The organism is Bacillus siamensis, assembly GCF_051628075.1.
Classification (GTDB): domain Bacteria; phylum Bacillota; class Bacilli; order Bacillales; family Bacillaceae; genus Bacillus; species Bacillus siamensis.
On sequence record NZ_CP155579.1, the window covers coordinates 3189302 to 3205538 of the forward strand.

Below are 16237 nucleotides of genomic sequence, written 5' to 3' on the forward strand. Positions count from 1 at the left end.
AATGAAAAACTTCTGGTGGCTGTTTATACACACGCTCAAAGGAATCACAAAAAGCAAAAAACAGCTCATTCTTTATATCGGGGCTCCGCTGATCGGCGTCTTTCTCTCCTTCATGTCCAATGCCAACGGCGGAGCCGAAACGCTCAATATCGGCATTCTCAATCAAGACGGCGGAGAAGTGGCACAGGATACGGTCACGTTTTTAAAAGGACTGGATCATGTGAAAATTTCGGAGGAAACGGCTGCGTCCGCCTCATCCAAGATCGCATCGGGAAAAATGGAAGCGCTGGTTACGTTTGAAAAAGGCTTTTCTAAAAGCGTAAAAGACGGAAAACCGGCTCACATTGGCATGACCTCGCTGAAAGGCGCCCAGGTCACCGGATATGTCAGCTCTTATCTGTACAATTATATAAACAGCGCCGCCTCAATCGGCAAATCTTCCGGCGGAGATGAGAAAGCCTTTCAGGCGATGTACGCCGATTTCAAGCATTCTCCGATTCAAACGGAGTCCGCTGTTTTACAAGATACTTCGAACCATAAAGAGATGACCTACTCAGTCATCGGGTATCTCATTATCATTATGCTCTATTCCGCCGGCAACCTGACGGAACTGATGATTAAAGAAAGAGAAAACAGAACGTACTACAGACTTCTGTCAACGCCGATCACGTCAAAGCAGTATGTATTGGCAAATGCGGCAGTGAATATCATTATCATGGCCGTCCAAATTCTATTTGCCGTTCTCTTTATGGGCGCCGCTTTTCATATTCATCCGTCATTCCCGCTGTGGCAGCTGTTCGTCCTGATGATGCTGTTTGCATTAAGCGCAATCGGGATCGCCTTTATTGCCGTCGGTTTTTCCAACAGCAGCGCTTCGGCATCGGCGCTTTTGAATTTGATCGTTGTACCGACAAGCTTGCTCGCCGGCTGCTTTTTTCCGGGCAATATTATGCCGAAAACAGTGCAGACAATCGCCGAATTTCTGCCTCAGCGCTGGGTGCTTGATACGGTGGATCAATTGCAGCACGGCCGCACGCTCCAAAGCCTGACGCTGAACATCATCATTTTGGGAGCCTTCGCCGCCGCCCTCTTATTAATAGCCGCATACAGATTCAGCGTAAAACGGCAGACACAGACATTTATGTAAAGAAAAACAGCCCCGTAAAGGGCTGTTTTTTTCTTAGAACAGAAGCTCGTCCGGGTTCGGGCCGACACGCTCATCTTTGTTCAATGCGCTGATCTTTTCCATTTCTTCCTGTGACAGTTCGAAATCAAAAATATCGGCATTTTCTATGATGCGGTGCTCTTTAATGGATTTCGGAATGGTAACGACTTCGTTTTGAAGATCCCAGCGCAAAATCACTTGAGCGACCGATTTGTTATGTTTTTCCGCAATTTGTGACAGCACTTCGTTATCTAAGAGCTGTCCCTGCATCAATGGAGACCATGCTTCCACTTGAATGCCCTGCGCTTTGCAGAAATCTCTTACTTCTTTTTGAGTCAGGCGCGGGTGGAATTCTATCTGGTTGACCATCGGCTTGATCTCAGCATCTTTCAGCAGTTCTTCTAAGTGATGCACTTGGAAGTTGCTGACGCCGATCGCGCGGATTTTGCCGTCTTTGTACAGCTTTTCAAGAGCGCGCCATGTGTCTTTATATTTATCCTTGCCCGGCCAATGAATCAGGTATAGGTCGAGGTAATCGAGGCCGAGGCGCTCAAGGCTTTTCTCAAACGCGTCAAGTGTCGTTTCGTATCCTTGATCTTCATTCCACACTTTTGACGTGATGAACAGCTCTTCTCTGGCAACGCCCGCCGCTCTGATGCCTTCGCCGACGCCCTCTTCATTTTTATAAATTGCCGCCGTATCAATGCTGCGGTAGCCATTTCTGATTGCCGCTTCGACAGAGTCCGCCGCTACGCTTCCGTTTTCCACCTTAAATACGCCAAGGCCGAACCACGGCATTTCAACGCCATTATGAAGCTTTACAGTATCTTTTAAGCTTTTTGCCACGTTGAACCATCCTTTCTAGTCATTATGTAAACGGTTATTATTATCTCACATTTCCGCCGTATGAAACCAATTATACGCTCATCGTTATAACAGAAACCATCTTTAGTACTCCGGTACCACTAGCGTTATTATTTTCCTATTTTTCAAAAAATCCGGTTAGCCCGGTAACTGACCGGGTAAATCGCTAATGTAGCCACCAAACAATCGAAGGAGGAAATACGATGAAACGTATACGTATCCCAATGTCCGTTGCCCTTGGCGCCGCTTTGTCCCTGACTCCTCTGTCCTTTGTATCCGCAAAAGAAAACCCAGTCCCTCAAAACATGGCACAGCAAAAGTCAGATGTCTCCGCAAAAGATGTCGGTTTAAACATTGATGTTGACCTGCTCGGCATCGGCAATTCGATTGCTGACGCGATTAAGTCGGCGCAAAACCGAGACGGCTTCGTCAAAAACTTAATGGAATCTTCATTCTACGCTTCAGGACAAAAATATAATGTCATGGTGTTTAATTTAAGCCAGGAATATGAAGATCATTTTAACGGCGTTCAGTTTTACGGTTCCGCCGTTTATGACGGCATCACATACGGCATTTGGGTGTTTGAAGACGGAAGCTTCACCAACAAAGGCGATGGCGGCTGGATCAACTGGGCCTTCAGAGGCTGGTTTGACCGCGACGGCGATCACGTCGAATTCCATCGTCCGTAATCAAAAAAAAGTCCGGCACACAGATGCCGGACTTTTTTTCATTTATTCATCTCCGTCAAGCATCGCCGCTTCCACATCATTGATGTATTGGCGAAGCTCATGTGACATGTCGCGGGAGATTTCCCGCTCTTCGAATAATGTTTGGATTTCGTTGCGGATGGCCTGCACGGCCCGCAGTTTGATCTCAAGTTTTTGATTTTCAAAACGGCGGCTCGGATTCTGTTCGTGATACGAGTGCCCCAGCCTGAAAATCAGGTGATTGTAAAAGGAAATGACGGCAAGCGTCACATCTTTATTTTCTTCGGTCATGTGTTTTTTCAGGCTTTCAATCGCCGCTTTTGCCGTTTTAACCCTTGTGGCGCGAATGAGGCCTTCTTCATTTAAAATCGACATTTCCGGCTTTTTTTGTTCACCGAAAAAGATCCAGTACATCAGGCGTTTCAGCTTTTTCTTAGATAAGCCGACTTTAAACGGATTCGTATACAGCACTTCCAGTTCATCAAACCGTTCCTGAAGGCTGTCAGCCGTTTCTTCCGGGATGTCGCCCCGCTCAATCAGCCGGAGCAGTTCTTCCTGTTCAGCCTGTATCCCTTGGGCGCGGACTTTCCGCTCATCTTTTTTCGTGCGGTTTTTTACGGTGAACTGCTGAAACCTGAGATTTTTCATTTTCTCATTGTATTCGGCAATGACCGCAAAAGAAGCCGTTTTGTTGGTCTCATTCATATTTTCTTTGATGGCCGATAAAGCAGCCTTTATCAGCTTCCGTCTCGCTGTCAGCAATTTGACTTTCTTCTCTTTCGCATTGTCTTCCGGCTTATCAGTCAGAATCGGCAGTACGATTGTCGCCAGCACCAATGTGCACAAAATAACGCCTGCGGCTAAAAAGAGAATCAAATTCCGTTCAGGAAACGGCGAGCCGTCGGAGAGCACGTACGGAATGGAAAAGGAACCCGCAAGCGTGACCGCTCCCCTGACGCCTGAAACTGAAATCAGCAGCGTGGAGCGCAGGCCGGGCTTATAAATGCTCTGATCCTTGTTAAAAAACCACTTGCCGTTCCAAAAAAACAGCACCCACAAAAATCTGAGAATCATTAACGTCAGCGTAATGACGATAATGTACCCGATGACCATCATATTGTTAAACGCGGTATCATTAAAAATAACAGAAACCACATCCGGTATTTGCGTTCCTAATATGACGAAAACAAGACCGTTAAGAATGAACAAAATAATATTCCACGTACTTGAAGAGACGATTTGCAGTTTGACCATCGTTGATTCAAGACGATCCTGCTCCACCGCATGCGTGATGCCGCCGGCCACAACCGCTAAAATGCCGGAAACGCCGATTTCTTCAGCCGCCAGATAAATGACAAACGGCGTCAGAATTTGAATCAGCATATGCATCGTGACATCCTGCATGCCGAGGCGGCGCAAAAACAGCCGGAAACGGATAATCAAAAAAGAAATGACGACACCGCTGAGTAAACCGCCGGCTGAAATCAAAACAAAGCTGAACGCTGCTTGCGCCAGCGAAAATGCGCCCGTCACGGCAGCCGCAATCGCAAATTTAAAAGCGACCAGGCCGGATGCGTCATTCATCAGCCCTTCTCCTTCAAGGAGACGCAGAATGCCTTTTGGCATCTTCACACGCCCTGACAGCGCGCTGACCGCAACAACGTCAGTCGGTGACAGGATCGCCGCCAGCCCGAACGCGGCGGCCAGCGGAATGCTCGGAATCATCCAATGAATGGTGTAACCGCCGACAATGACCGTGGCAAACACGAGCCCGAGTGCGAGAAGCAGAATCGGCGCTCTTAAATTCCAAAGTTCCGCACGCGGCGTCCGTTTTCCATCGTTAAAAAGCAGCGGAGCGATAAACAAAACAAAAAACAATTCGGTATTCAGTTCAAAATGAAGCCCCTGCGGAAATGACGCCGCAATGATACCGAGCGCCACCTGAATCAAAGGCACCGGGATAAAGGGGACAAACCGATTTATAATATTTGAGACCGCAATGATGGTTAAAAGTACGAGTACGACTAAAAATATGTCCAAAACATGACCTCCTTCATCTGCTGCATTGAATCATCATTGCCTGTTCTCATGGCCCCTGTCAAAGGCCGGAGCCAATTACCGGGCTGGCCCGGTATATTTTCCGCACACAACCATTCTTCTTTTATTTTACCCGTTTTTATTTAAAATTTCTCATAGCGTGCTCACGGGGAACTTTTTTTACCTTCGGCTACTTTTTTCCGAAAAAAGAAAAAGCCTGTTTTCTATGAAAACAAGCTTTTCGCACGGCTGCGTTCTTACTGTTTAGTAAATTGTTTCAGCAGCTCATCTTATTCGTGAAAATTCGTTCCGTCTGTTGTCGCTTTAATAATACCCGCACGGATGACGAAATCTCCAAAGTGTTCGCCTTCCTCGCGCTCTTTCGCATAACGCGGCAGAATGGTGCGGAGCTCACTGAGAATCTCCTCTTCACCGATATTTTCCCGGTACATTTTGCTTAAACGGCTGCCGTCAAATGCAGCTCCTAAGTACATATTATATTTACCCGGCGCTTTTCCGATAAATCCGATTTCGCCGAGCGCATGGCGGGCGCAGCCATTCGGGCAGCCAGTCATACGGATGGTGATTTCTTCATCCCGCAGACCGTTTTCGTCAACAATGGCTTCAATTTTATCAATCAGCTTCGGCAGATACCGCTCCGCTTCTGCCATCGCAAGCCCGCATGTCGGAAGCGCGACGCAAGCCATTGAACTGCGGCGCAGGGCGGAATGCTGCCTGCCGTCTGTCAGACCGTATTGTTCGATTAATGCGCTGATTTGTTTCTTTTTCTCGCTCGTCACATTGCCGATAATCAGGTTTTGATTAGAGGTGAGACGGAAATCTCCCGTATGGACTTTGGCGATTTCACGTAATCCCGTCATCAGCTTATAATTCTCATAGTCCGTGACGCGGCCGCCTTCGATGAACATTGTAAAGTGCCATTTTCCTTTTACGCCTTTCACCCATCCGTAACGGTCGCCGTTATGGTCAAAATGATAAGATTTCGCCTCATCCAGCTGCCAGCCGAGGCGGTTTTCCAGCTCGGCTTTTACATTTTCCAGACCGAGACGGTCAACAGTATATTTAAATCTGGCATTCTTTCTGACGGAACGATTTCCGTAATCACGCTGAATCGTAATGGTTTTTTCCGCTACATCATACAGCTGCTCCGGTTTGCAGAAGCCGATGACTTTTGAAAGCTGCGGATAAGTGGCCGTATCACCGTGCGTCATTCCCATACCGCCGCCGATTGCCACGTTGAATCCGATAAGTCTGCCTTCTTCTACAATGGCAATGAAGCCGAGATCTTGAGAAAAGACATCAATATCGTTGGACGGAGGCACGGCGATTCCGATTTTGAATTTCCGCGGCAAATACAGCGGCCCGTACATCGGTTCCGTTTCCGTATCAGGAGTGCCCGCCACCCGTTCCTCATCAAGCCATATTTCATGATAGGCTCTCGTGCGCGGAAGAAGGTCGTCACTCAGTTTTTTCGACCATTCGTACACTTCCGCATGGATTTCAGACTGATACGGATTTGAAGCGCACATGACGTTTCGGTTGACATCTCCGCAGGCCGCAATGGTATCAAGCAGCGCCGCATTGATTTTTTGAATCGTTTTTTTCATGTTCCATTTTAAAATTCCGTGCATTTGGAACGTTTCGCGCGTTGTCAGCTTTAATGTATTGTTTCCGTATTTTTGCGCCAGTTCATCCATGACAAGCCATTGTTCCGGAGTTGACACGCCGCCTGGCATCCGGACGCGCAGCATGAATTGATAAGCCGGTTCAAGCTTTTGTTTCTGACGTTCATTGCGGAGATCGCGGTCATCCTGCAGGTAGCTGCCGTGATGCTTCATCAGCCGGTTGTCATCGTCCGGGATGCCGGCTGAAATCCGGTCAAGCATGACTTCTTTCAATGTGCCGCGCAAATAATCACTTTTTTCTTTAATTTCCTCAACATCACTTGGAGGGCCTTCCGGCGCTTTTAAAATGTTGTTCACCATGCTGAATAAGCTCCTTTCAAACCAAAGTCAATATACGTCACGCTGATAGCGTTTTTTCTGCTGCATGTCTGCCAGGAAGCTTTCCGCTTTTTCACGGCTCATGCCGCCTTCTTCCTGAATGATATCGAGAAGCGCCTGGTGCACGTCATGCGCCATATGCTGTTCATCACCGCAGATGTATACGGCGGCTCCCTGCTGCAGCCATTCATACAGCTCTTTGCTTTGTTCTTTCATACGGTGCTGCACATATACTTTTTCCTCCGAATCCCGGGAAAAAGCGACGTCCATTTTTGTGAGTACACCGTTTTGCAGCCATTTTTGCCATTCCGTCTGATACAGAAAATCAGTGACAAAGTGCTGATCTCCGAAAAACAGCCATGTTTTCCCCTCAGCTCCGGTTTCTTCACGCTCCTGCATAAAGGAACGGAACGGCGCGATGCCTGTCCCCGGTCCGACCATGATGATCGGTGTATCCGGGTTTTCCGGCAGCTTGAAGTTTTGGTTGTGCTGAATGTAAATCGGAAGCGTATCTCCCGGCTGGAGTCTTTCCGCACACAGAATGCTGCAGACGCCTTTTCGTTCTCTGCCGTGCGCGTCATATCTGACCGCTCCGATGGTCAGATGCACTTCTTCCGGATTCGCTTCTAAACTGCTTGCGATCGAATAGAGCCGGGCCGGCATTTTACGCAGGATGGAAAGAAAGTCTTCCGCGGACGCTTCCCACGGACCGAAATCCCGGACGAGATCAAGCAGGTCACGGCCGTTGATGTATGCTTTCACCTGATCTTCATTTCCTTCGGCCAGAAGTTCACTCAGCTTTTTGTCAGTCGTAAACTGTGCGGCCTTTTGCAAGAGCGGTTTTGTTAACACTGTAATTTCAAAATGAGAAGTAAGCGCGTCTTTCAGCGGACGGGTCTCTCCTTGCTTATTCACCGCCACTTCCTGTTGTGGGTCCCATTTCAGCTCATTGATCAGCTCATCCACAAGCGCCGGATCATTTTCCGGATAGATGCCGAGGCTGTCTCCGGGCTGATACGCGAGGCCCGATCCTTCGAGCGAAAGCTCCAGATGGCGTGTTTCTTTATTCGAACCGCGCCCGTTCAGATTGATGTTCTCAAGAACCTCCGCCCGAAACGGGTTCGTTCTGGAATAAACGGATTCACTGAGAGCCGGCGTCTCGGCAGGCGCTTCGGCTGTTTGGTTTCCCGCTCCTTCGTTCAGGCCGCCGATAACCGCATCAAGCCATTGGGAAAACGGTTCATCATAATCAAGATCGCAATCAACCCGGGGCGCAAGCTGCGTGCCGCCGAGCTCTTTAAGACGCTCGTCAAACTCTTTGCCGGTCTGGCAGAAAAATTCATACGAGCTGTCCCCGAGCGCCAAAACGGAAAAACGGAGCGCTTCAAGCTTCGGCGCGCGTCTGCCGTGAAGAAATTCATGAAAAGCCAGCGCGTTATCCGGCGGATCGCCTTCTCCGTGCGTGCTCACCACGATCAGTAAATTGTTTATTTTTTTCAGATTATTCGGCTTAAAATCGTTCATCGACGCGACGGTGACTTGGAATCCCCGTTCCTCAAGCGTCTTTACCGTCTGTTTCGCAAGACCTTCCGCATTTCCCGTTTGCGATCCGTATAATACGGTCACTTCTTTCGAGACTGCCGGGCTTTCTGCCGCAGCCTCGGGTGCGGCTGCTTCACCGGACTCGGACCGGGCCGCAGCCAAATAACCGCTCAGCCAGATTTTCTGTGATTCTGTCAAGGTCGGCAGAAGGCGGTTAAGGAGCTCTGCCTGCTCCTGATTAAACGGACTGTTCATGACCTGAAGTTGCAACGATATCCACCTCACAAGGAATTAAACGTAACGTACGTTATTTCTATAGGAATTGTCAAAATAATATTCTAATTGAAACTTTACCGAAAGTTTGTGTGTAAGTAAAATATATAATCATGATGATAATGATTAAGATTACTAATGATTAAAAGCCCTTTGCACTTGGGCAAAGGGCTTACTCGAATAAGCCGGCGGGCACTTCGTTTATAAAAGGAGAGAGTTCTCCCGGAGACAGCACGGTCAGATGATGCATCGCCCGCGTGCAGGCCGTATATAACAGCTTGCGGTCATGCCCGCTTTTGTACTGGGCAGCAGAGGCGTCAGCGACAATGACGGCGTCAAACTCAATGCCTTTTGCCAAATACACGGGAATGACGCATACCCCTTTTTGAAAAGGCTGGTTTTCTTTATTGATCAAACGGACACCGCTCCCGGCGCTGACTGTCTGAAACACTTTTTCCGCTTCCGCAGCCGTTTTGCAGATGACGGCGATCGTCTCCCGGCCTTTTTGCCTGAGCTCTCGTATTGTTTGAGTCAATTGCTCGCGGCGCTCTTTTTCAGTATCCGCCCGCAGAACCCGCGGTTTTTCCCCGTTCCGGTTAAAAGGCTCAATGTCATCACCGTCAGCCAGCAGCGCTTTCGTAAATTCAACAATCTGCCGCGTCGATCTGTAAGTCCTCTTCAGGCTGACATCCTTTTCTGTGCCATTGCGGAAGCAGCCGGCGAGTGAAGAAGGACCGGTAATGGTGTGTGCATAAATCGACTGGCTGACATCACCGAGCACCGTCATTTTTGCAGCCGGGAAGATGCTTTGAATATACGTGAGCTGAAAAGAGGAATAATCCTGCGCTTCATCAATGAAGACGTGCTTCATTTGTGTGTTTATTCTTTTTCCTTCTATCAGGTCCTGCAAATACAGATACGGAGCGGCATCTTCATACGGGAGTGACCGTTCTGCAAATGCGCTGCGGGTTAAAGCGCCGATGCTCTGCCAATGATCGGGCTTTTCATCAGCTCCCCAGTCTGAAAACAGCCGGAGGTACATCCGTTTTATATCGAGAAAGCCGAGCTGTCTGACGGCCTGCTTAATCGGTTTAAAAGCTTTGCGGACAATAATGGCGCCAAGCAGGGACTGTTCACGCTGGTGGTCGTCAAATACAGGTTCATCATCCGCCGCTTGCTTCTTAAGTTTTTGATAAACCTCAGCATAATCTTCTTTATCAAGCAGCTCACTCTCCTGCAGCACCCATTCCTTCTTACGCTCCTTTTTTTCGAGTGCGCTGATTTCCGTAAGTAGCCATTCCGCCGTCAGCTCCGCTCTGTTCGGAATCGGCAGCTGCTTATCAAGCGAATAAAAATAGCCTTCAATCCGCTCTTTTGAAATCAGGATGTCTCCCCGGAAGCTGATCTGTTTACATATCAGGCCGGAGACCGAAAGCGACCCGGCATAACGGTCAATCATGGCCTGAAAAGCTGGTGACGCTTTGTAAGCAATGGCTTCGAGCCTTACGGAAAGGGCTTCCTGATTCTGCTCGGTCAGGCAATATTCGAGCTGTTCGTACGGGCTTTCACATTCAAACTTTCGTCCGAGCCGGCGGGCGATATATTCCTGAAACGTGGCCTGCTCCATATTTTCTTCTCCCAGTTCCGGCAATACGGCGGAAACGTAACTGTTGAACAAAATGTTCGGAGAAAACAGCACGATCTGACGGGCGTCAAGCACACCGCGCCCGCGGTACAGCAAGTAAGCGGCCCGCTGAAGCGCTGCGGATGTTTTCCCGCTTCCGGCGGCTCCCTGAACGATGAGATATTTGCTTTTTTCATCACGAATGATTTCATTCTGTTCTTTTTGGATAGTTGACACGATGTTTTTCATATGCTGGCCGGAATGGCCGCTCAGCACCTCTTGCAGCATTTCGTCACCAATCGTCATATCCGTGTTAAACATCGCTTTAAGCGTCCCGTTTTTAATGATAAACTGCCGCTTCAGTGTGATGTCTCCTTCTATCGTTTCTTCCGGAACTTCATAGCGGGCTTTTCCCGGGGAATATTGATAGTAAAGAGATGAAATGGGCGCACGCCAATCGTAAATGAGAAAATGCTCATTGTTTTCATCCATTAAAGAAGTCAGCCCGATATAAATCTGCTCGGCAGAGGACTCCCCTTTTTCCGTAAAATCGACACGGCCGAAGTAAGGAGAGGCTTTCAGCTTTTGGATTTTTTGAAGCTGCCGGTATTGAAGCCGATGCGTCCGTTCACGTTCTGAAAGCATTTCAGCCTGCTGTTTAATGCTTGAAAATGTTTCCGCCGCTTCATGGGCATCATCCAAATTAACCGTGACATCATCCCAAAACGATTTTCTCAGGCCGACAATATCCTGCTTCAATCCGCCCGATGATGCTTCAAGACGCGTTTGTTTCTGATCCAGTTCCTTCATGACAAAATTGATTCTTTCCTGCTCTTCTTTCCATTCTTCATCACGTTTTGCCATCAGCGGCACCTCCGACATCAAGCTGACAAATCCGGCTTTCTTTACACAAACATATTATTCAGCATTATAGTCAAATACCCTTTTTCTTATCATATCGGGCGTCTTTTTTATCTGTTATGCAAAAAAACCGATTTCATAAAAGAAATCGGTTTTTTACTGATCTATATGATAGGAACGAATCGGCAGGCGCCACCTGAAAACATAACTGCAGATGCGGCATGCCACAAGCACTAGGAACAGCACATACAAACCTGCGGCATTCCCGGCCCAGCCGAGGCCCACGATTAATCCTCCGAGTGCGGCCCAGACTGCATAAATTTCCGACTTGAGCACAAGGGGCTTCCTGCCCGCGAGCAGATCCCGTATGATACCGCCCCCGCTTCCGGTCAGCACCGCGGCCGCAACCACCGCGCTGAGCGGATGGCCCATTTTCACGGCATATAAAGCGCCTTGGATGGCAAACGCCGAAAGCCCGATGGCATCGGATAAGTTGCCCCATTTACTCCAATGTCTTAACAGCAGCTTCGGAAACAAAAAGACAATCGTAACTGATGCGAGTGCGATTTGAAAAAACGCGCCTTGCTCCCACAAGGCGGAGACCGGAACACCGATCAGCAGGTTTCGGATGGCTCCGCCGCCGAACGCCGTTACAATCCCCAAGATATACACGCCTAAAATATCATACTCCTCTTCCATCGCAACAATCGCTCCGCTGACCGCAAACGCAATGATGCCGATTACACTAAGCAGCTCCCAGGCCATTCCATATGCTCCTTTTTATTTGTTAAATTTTCTGACGACCATTAGATTTTATAATCGCTTTCTCTTAAAATCAACCTTATTTTTGAAAGATTCTGATTCCAAAATCGGGACAACTGCATTCAGCATGGCTGGAGGCGAGAATATTTTCCTATTTTATACTATATTAGGAGGTTTATTGGAAGTTTCATTGAATACCTTCTCTTAACAAAAAAGGGGGGTTATAAAATGAAAATCAGTTCACTTGTTTTTCCAGTTTTATTGGCCGCCGGATTAATTCCCGGCCTGCCGTCAGCCGAAAACCATACGCATTCGCACACTCATGCGGAGCCGGCCAAAACGGTGTATACGGACCCGCTTCCGAAAGCCGATCATTTTAAAGATCTGAAAGGTCCGGTTCAGATTGAACAGACGGTTGATACAAAAATTCTGGATGAAAACGGTAAGCAGGTCGGCACGAAACGATTCGACGCCAATGTCAATCAGGATAAAGCTTCAACTAAAGCCAGCACGGGCTCTCAGAAGGTCAGAGTGCTGGCGGTGGCGGACGCTGAATACCGCGCCAAATACAGCGACTGGCAAACGCGAATCGTTCAGATCGTGGAGCAGGCTGATGTCGCCTTCAACCGTGATCATAACATTGATTTTGTCGTACAGGCCGTGCAAGCCTGGAATTCCTCCGGCTCAAACAGTTCTCAGATTTTATCAAATCTCCAAAGCAGCTTCAGAAATCAAAATTATCATTTTGTCGTCGGTTTTACCGCAAAATCGAGTTTTGACGCCGGCGGTATCGCGTATGTATATAACGGCAAACCGAGCGGCCCGGCTTTCAGCGTGAACCTTGATCAAGGAACGGCCAACACGGCGAAAGCGGCCCAGCACGAGTTTTCCCATAATTTCGGACTTCAGCATGACGCCCAAGGCAGCGGCATCCGCTGCGTCATGAATTATGATTATGCCTATTCCGTGGATATTTGGGACAGTTCCCATAACAGACAGATTGAGACTAACAAAGCTTGGTACAGATAATAGAAAAAGAGCCGCTCCCATGGAGCAGGCTCTTTATTTTGCCGTGCGTTCTGCTTTGACAAAACACATGCAGACAATAATGAGAATAAATGCCGTCAATGCTAAGAATGGAATGGTAATAAAACCGAACCAGTTAATATATTCAGAGGAGCAAGGCACGCCGTAGACGCATGGCTTGATGCCGCTGAAACCGGGCACCTTCTGCTCAAGGTAATGCATGATCGATATAAACGCGCCGATGACGGCCATCGGGAGCACATATTTTTTCACGCGCGTGTCACCCTGAAAGGTGGCGATTCCTAAAATCAGGACAAGCGGGTACATGAGAATTCTTTGATACCAGCACAGCTCACACGGTATGAATTTTCTGATCTCGCTGAAATATAGGCTGCCGAGCATGGCAACAAGAGCTATCACCCAAGAAGCATATAAAAATACGATTCTATTTTTCATTTTTCAGCTCTTTCTTAATCGTTTTTGAAATCTCCTCATAATTAGCGAATTCTTTAATCACTTTGTCATTTACGTAAATCGTCGGTGTCGCCGTGATATTTAATTTATCATTCAGGTCAGTGTCAGCTTTCAGCTCTTTTCCGAAGGTTTCTTTATCAAGGTTTTCCTTCAGCTTGGCAGGATCAACCTTTTTCGCGGTGCTTTTGACCGTCTTTTCAAGCAATGCAGGCGTGACCCATTCCTGTTCGCTTGACGGCTGCTCTTCAAACAGCTTTTCATGGAAAGCCCAGAATGATGCTGGGTCTTCCTTCCACACCTCTTCTGAGGCAAGTGCCGCCAGACGCGAGCCGGTTCCGTGGAACATGACGTTCACAAATGAAAATTTCACGTCGCCTTTATCGATAAAATCTTTTTTGATTTTCGGAAAGATATCGCTGTTAAATACTTTGCATGACGGACATTTGTAATCTCCGAATTCAACTACCGTCACAGGCGCGCTGTCTTTGCCAAGCACGGGCTGTCCTTTAATGGAAGGCTGTTCGGCGGCTGTTTCGCCCGCTTTTTCCGTTTGGTTGTTAATAATTACGATGACCGCAAATAAAACGACAACGATTAACGTCAGAATCACCGCAAATTTCGCAGACGATTGTTTCTTTTTCACTCAGACACCTCATTGTTTTTAAAATAAAAAAGAAGCGGATGCCGGATGGCCCGCTTCTCTATTTTACCAAGACAACCTTGTTTAAGAAAACCCTGAAAAACGAATTATCTTTGACAATTATTCCGCTTTCACCCTCATGACGCGCATCGCGTTGGCAACGGCGATCAGCGTAACACCTACATCTGAAAAAACCGCTTCCCACATGGTGGCGAATCCGAATGCGCCAAGCAGGAGAAAAATAATTTTCACACCTAAAGCAAATCCAATGTTCTGCCAGACGATCCGGCGTGTGCGGCGTGCAATCCGGATGGCTTCGGCTGCTTTTGACGGCTGGTCTGTCATCAGGACGACATCGGCCGCTTCGACGGCGGCATCAGAACCGAGAGCCCCCATGGCAGCTCCGATGTCAGCTCTGGCAAGCACAGGCGTATCGTTAATCCCGTCACCGACAAACATCAGTTTTTCATTCGGTGCAAGCGCCGCTTCGAGTTCTTCGACTCGGTCTACTTTGTCACCCGGCAGCAGTTCTGTATACACGTCATCAATACCGAGCTCGCGGCCGACCGCTTCACCGGTCTGCTTTGAATCACCCGTCAGCATCACTGTCCGTTTGACGCCGAGCGCTTTTAAACGGGCAATGGCCTGTTTGGCGTCCTCTTTGATTTCGTCGGCAATCACGATCGCCCCCGCATACTGCTGATCAACGGCAACGTAAACGACGGTTCCGTTGTTTTCAGCTGTGCCGAAAGCGATTTGTTCTTTTGCCATCAGTTTTTGATTTCCGGCCAAAATCGTTGATCCGCCGGTTTTCACCCGAATGCCGTGTCCGGGTATTTCTTCATATTCTTCAATCTCCTCAGCCGCGAGCGGTTGATTGTAAGCCTCACGGATGGATGAAGCAATCGGATGATTGGAATGGACTTCGGCAAGCGCAGCCGCATGAAGCAGGCTGTCTTGTGTAAATCCTGGCGCCGGTTTGATATCAGTAACGGCGAAATTGCCTTTCGTTAAGGTTCCCGTTTTATCAAACACGGCGTATGCCACCTGATTGAGCGCTTCTAAATAGTTGCTGCCTTTCACGAGCACCCCTGCTTTAGACGCGGCTCCGATACCGCCGAAAAACCCGAGCGGAATGGAGACGACGAGTGCGCACGGACAAGAAATCACAAGGAAAATCAGCGCCCGGTACACCCAGTCGGATAGCGCGGCTGAAGGCACGAGAAGCGGCGGTGAAAAGGCGAGAAGCACCGCAACAATGACAACGGCCGGTGTATAGTACTTGGCAAACTTCGTAATAAAGTTTTCCGTTTTCGCTTTGCGTCCGGCCGCATTTTCGACCAGATCCAATATTTTTGATACAGCAGAGTCTTCATATCCTTTAGAGGTTTCAATATGAAGCACGCCGTTCTGGTTCATAAATCCGGCCATCACATCTTGCCCCGGCTCCGCTTTTCTCGGCACGGATTCGCCCGTTAAAGCGGAGGTATCAACCATCGATGAGCCGCTCAGCACCTTTCCGTCCAGCGGAATCCGTTCTCCTGGATTCACGACGATGACCTGTCCGACTTTGACGTCCTGCGGCGGAACGGCAGTCATGCCGTTTTCCGTTTTCACATTGGCGTACTCAGGACGGATGTCCAATAACGCGCTGATCGATTTTCTGGATCGGCTGACGGCAGCTCCCTGAAACAATTCACCGATTTGATAGAACAGCATGACCGCGACGCCTTCCGGATACTGGTGAATTATAAATGCGCCGATTGTCGCAAGCGCCATCAGAAAATGCTCATCAAATACCTGGCCGCGGGCAATATTTTTTCCCGCTCTGGCTACGATATCGCCGCCGATGATCAAATATGAAGCAAAAAAGAGCAGAAACTCAAGGACGGCGCCTGTGTGCGCGAAGTAAGCGATGACGGCCAAAACAGCGCCCGCCGCCAATCTCACTAACATCAGCTGCAGCTTTTTGCGGTATTCATCCTCGCCGGGTTTGTCTTCATGCTTCGAACGGACGGTCACATGAGGATCAATGGACTTTACTTTTTTTGCAACTTCATCTTTCATCCATTGCTCATCTTTGCCCCCGGCCGAAACTGTAATGGTGCTTGCCGCAAAATTGACAGCACAGCCGTCGATGCCGTCAATGGCTTTTACGCCGTTTTCTATTTTTTTTGCACAGTTGCTGCAATCAAGTCCGTCTAACACAAATTCACCTTTTGCCGCTTTCATTTTCGA

12 protein-coding genes are annotated in these 16237 nt (G+C 48.5%); 3 read left to right on the top strand and 9 right to left on the bottom strand.

From position 1 onward, the window contains the following. Nucleotide 1: 1 nt before the first annotated feature. Nucleotides 2-1147, top strand: coding sequence for an ABC transporter permease (locus ABDB98_RS15790; protein WP_438420630.1), 1146 nt, complete (start codon nucleotides 2-4; stop codon nucleotides 1145-1147). 33 nt (nucleotides 1148-1180) lie between these two features. Here ABDB98_RS15790 and ABDB98_RS15795 read toward each other — a convergent pair whose 3' ends face one another. After that, a complete protein-coding gene (locus ABDB98_RS15795; protein ID WP_007410023.1) occupies nucleotides 1181-2011 on the bottom strand; it encodes an aldo/keto reductase in 831 nt (276 codons plus the stop codon). 221 nt (nucleotides 2012-2232) lie between these two features. On the opposite strand from ABDB98_RS15795, the gene ABDB98_RS15800 reads away from it, so the two are divergent. Beyond that, nucleotides 2233-2718 (top strand): hypothetical protein, encoded by a 486-nt coding sequence (locus ABDB98_RS15800; protein WP_016937938.1) that lies wholly within the window; start codon nucleotides 2233-2235, stop codon nucleotides 2716-2718. A gap of 42 nt (nucleotides 2719-2760) precedes the next feature. Here ABDB98_RS15800 and ABDB98_RS15805 read toward each other — a convergent pair whose 3' ends face one another. From ABDB98_RS15805 to ABDB98_RS15825, 5 genes are all read right to left on the bottom strand, one after another. Continuing rightward, entirely contained in the window at nucleotides 2761-4776 is a 2016-nt protein-coding gene (locus ABDB98_RS15805) for a Na+/H+ antiporter (protein ID WP_438420632.1), read from the bottom strand. Nucleotides 4777-5063: 287 nt separating this feature from the next. Then, nucleotides 5064-6779, bottom strand: coding sequence for an assimilatory sulfite reductase (NADPH) hemoprotein subunit (gene cysI, locus ABDB98_RS15810; protein WP_438420633.1), 1716 nt, complete (start codon nucleotides 6777-6779; stop codon nucleotides 5064-5066). A gap of 27 nt (nucleotides 6780-6806) precedes the next feature. Further along, complete coding sequence (locus ABDB98_RS15815) at nucleotides 6807-8609, bottom strand: assimilatory sulfite reductase (NADPH) flavoprotein subunit (RefSeq protein ID WP_438420634.1); 1803 nt, start codon at nucleotides 8607-8609, stop codon at nucleotides 6807-6809. A gap of 175 nt (nucleotides 8610-8784) precedes the next feature. Further along, nucleotides 8785-11100, bottom strand: a complete 2316-nt coding sequence (gene helD / locus ABDB98_RS15820; RefSeq protein ID WP_438420635.1) for an RNA polymerase recycling motor HelD — start codon at nucleotides 11098-11100, stop codon at nucleotides 8785-8787. A gap of 153 nt (nucleotides 11101-11253) precedes the next feature. After that, on the bottom strand, nucleotides 11254-11862 hold the full coding sequence (locus ABDB98_RS15825) for a trimeric intracellular cation channel family protein (protein ID WP_016937932.1): 609 nt from the start codon (nucleotides 11860-11862) through the stop codon (nucleotides 11254-11256). Between the two features lie 225 nt (nucleotides 11863-12087). On the opposite strand from ABDB98_RS15825, the gene ABDB98_RS15830 reads away from it, so the two are divergent. Then, nucleotides 12088-12888, top strand: coding sequence for a zinc-dependent metalloprotease (locus ABDB98_RS15830; RefSeq protein ID WP_013353604.1), 801 nt, complete (start codon nucleotides 12088-12090; stop codon nucleotides 12886-12888). Between the two features lie 33 nt (nucleotides 12889-12921). Here the strand turns inward: ABDB98_RS15830 and ABDB98_RS15835 are convergent, their stop codons facing one another. From ABDB98_RS15835 to ABDB98_RS15845, 3 genes are all read right to left on the bottom strand, one after another. Continuing rightward, nucleotides 12922-13341, bottom strand: a complete 420-nt coding sequence (locus ABDB98_RS15835) for a disulfide oxidoreductase (RefSeq protein ID WP_013353605.1) — start codon at nucleotides 13339-13341, stop codon at nucleotides 12922-12924. Then, entirely contained in the window at nucleotides 13331-14002 is a 672-nt protein-coding gene (locus ABDB98_RS15840) for a DsbA family protein (RefSeq protein ID WP_438420637.1), read from the bottom strand. Before ABDB98_RS15840 ends, ABDB98_RS15835 begins: the two co-directional genes overlap by 11 nt. A 117-nt stretch (nucleotides 14003-14119) precedes the next feature. Continuing rightward, nucleotides 14120-16231, bottom strand: coding sequence for a heavy metal translocating P-type ATPase (locus ABDB98_RS15845; protein WP_438420638.1), 2112 nt, complete (start codon nucleotides 16229-16231; stop codon nucleotides 14120-14122). Between the last annotated feature and the right edge of the window lie 6 nt (nucleotides 16232-16237).

Bases quoted from the DNA above. Each gene is read 5' to 3' on its own strand.
- ABDB98_RS15790 (WP_438420630.1), top strand. From the start codon at position 2: ATGAAAAACTTCTGGTGGCTGTTTATACACACGCTCAAAGGAATCACA.
- ABDB98_RS15800 (WP_016937938.1), top strand. From the start codon at position 2,233: ATGAAACGTATACGTATCCCAATGTCCGTTGCCCTTGGCGCCGCTTTG.
- cysI (WP_438420633.1), bottom strand. From the start codon at position 6,779: ATGGTGAACAACATTTTAAAAGCGCCGGAAGGCCCTCCAAGTGATGTT.
- helD (WP_438420635.1), bottom strand. From the start codon at position 11,100: ATGGCAAAACGTGATGAAGAATGGAAAGAAGAGCAGGAAAGAATCAAT.
- ABDB98_RS15825 (WP_016937932.1), bottom strand. From the start codon at position 11,862: ATGGCCTGGGAGCTGCTTAGTGTAATCGGCATCATTGCGTTTGCGGTC.
- ABDB98_RS15830 (WP_013353604.1), top strand. From the start codon at position 12,088: ATGAAAATCAGTTCACTTGTTTTTCCAGTTTTATTGGCCGCCGGATTA.
- ABDB98_RS15835 (WP_013353605.1), bottom strand. From the start codon at position 13,341: ATGAAAAATAGAATCGTATTTTTATATGCTTCTTGGGTGATAGCTCTT.
- ABDB98_RS15845 (WP_438420638.1), bottom strand. From the start codon at position 16,231: ATGAAAGCGGCAAAAGGTGAATTTGTGTTAGACGGACTTGATTGCAGC.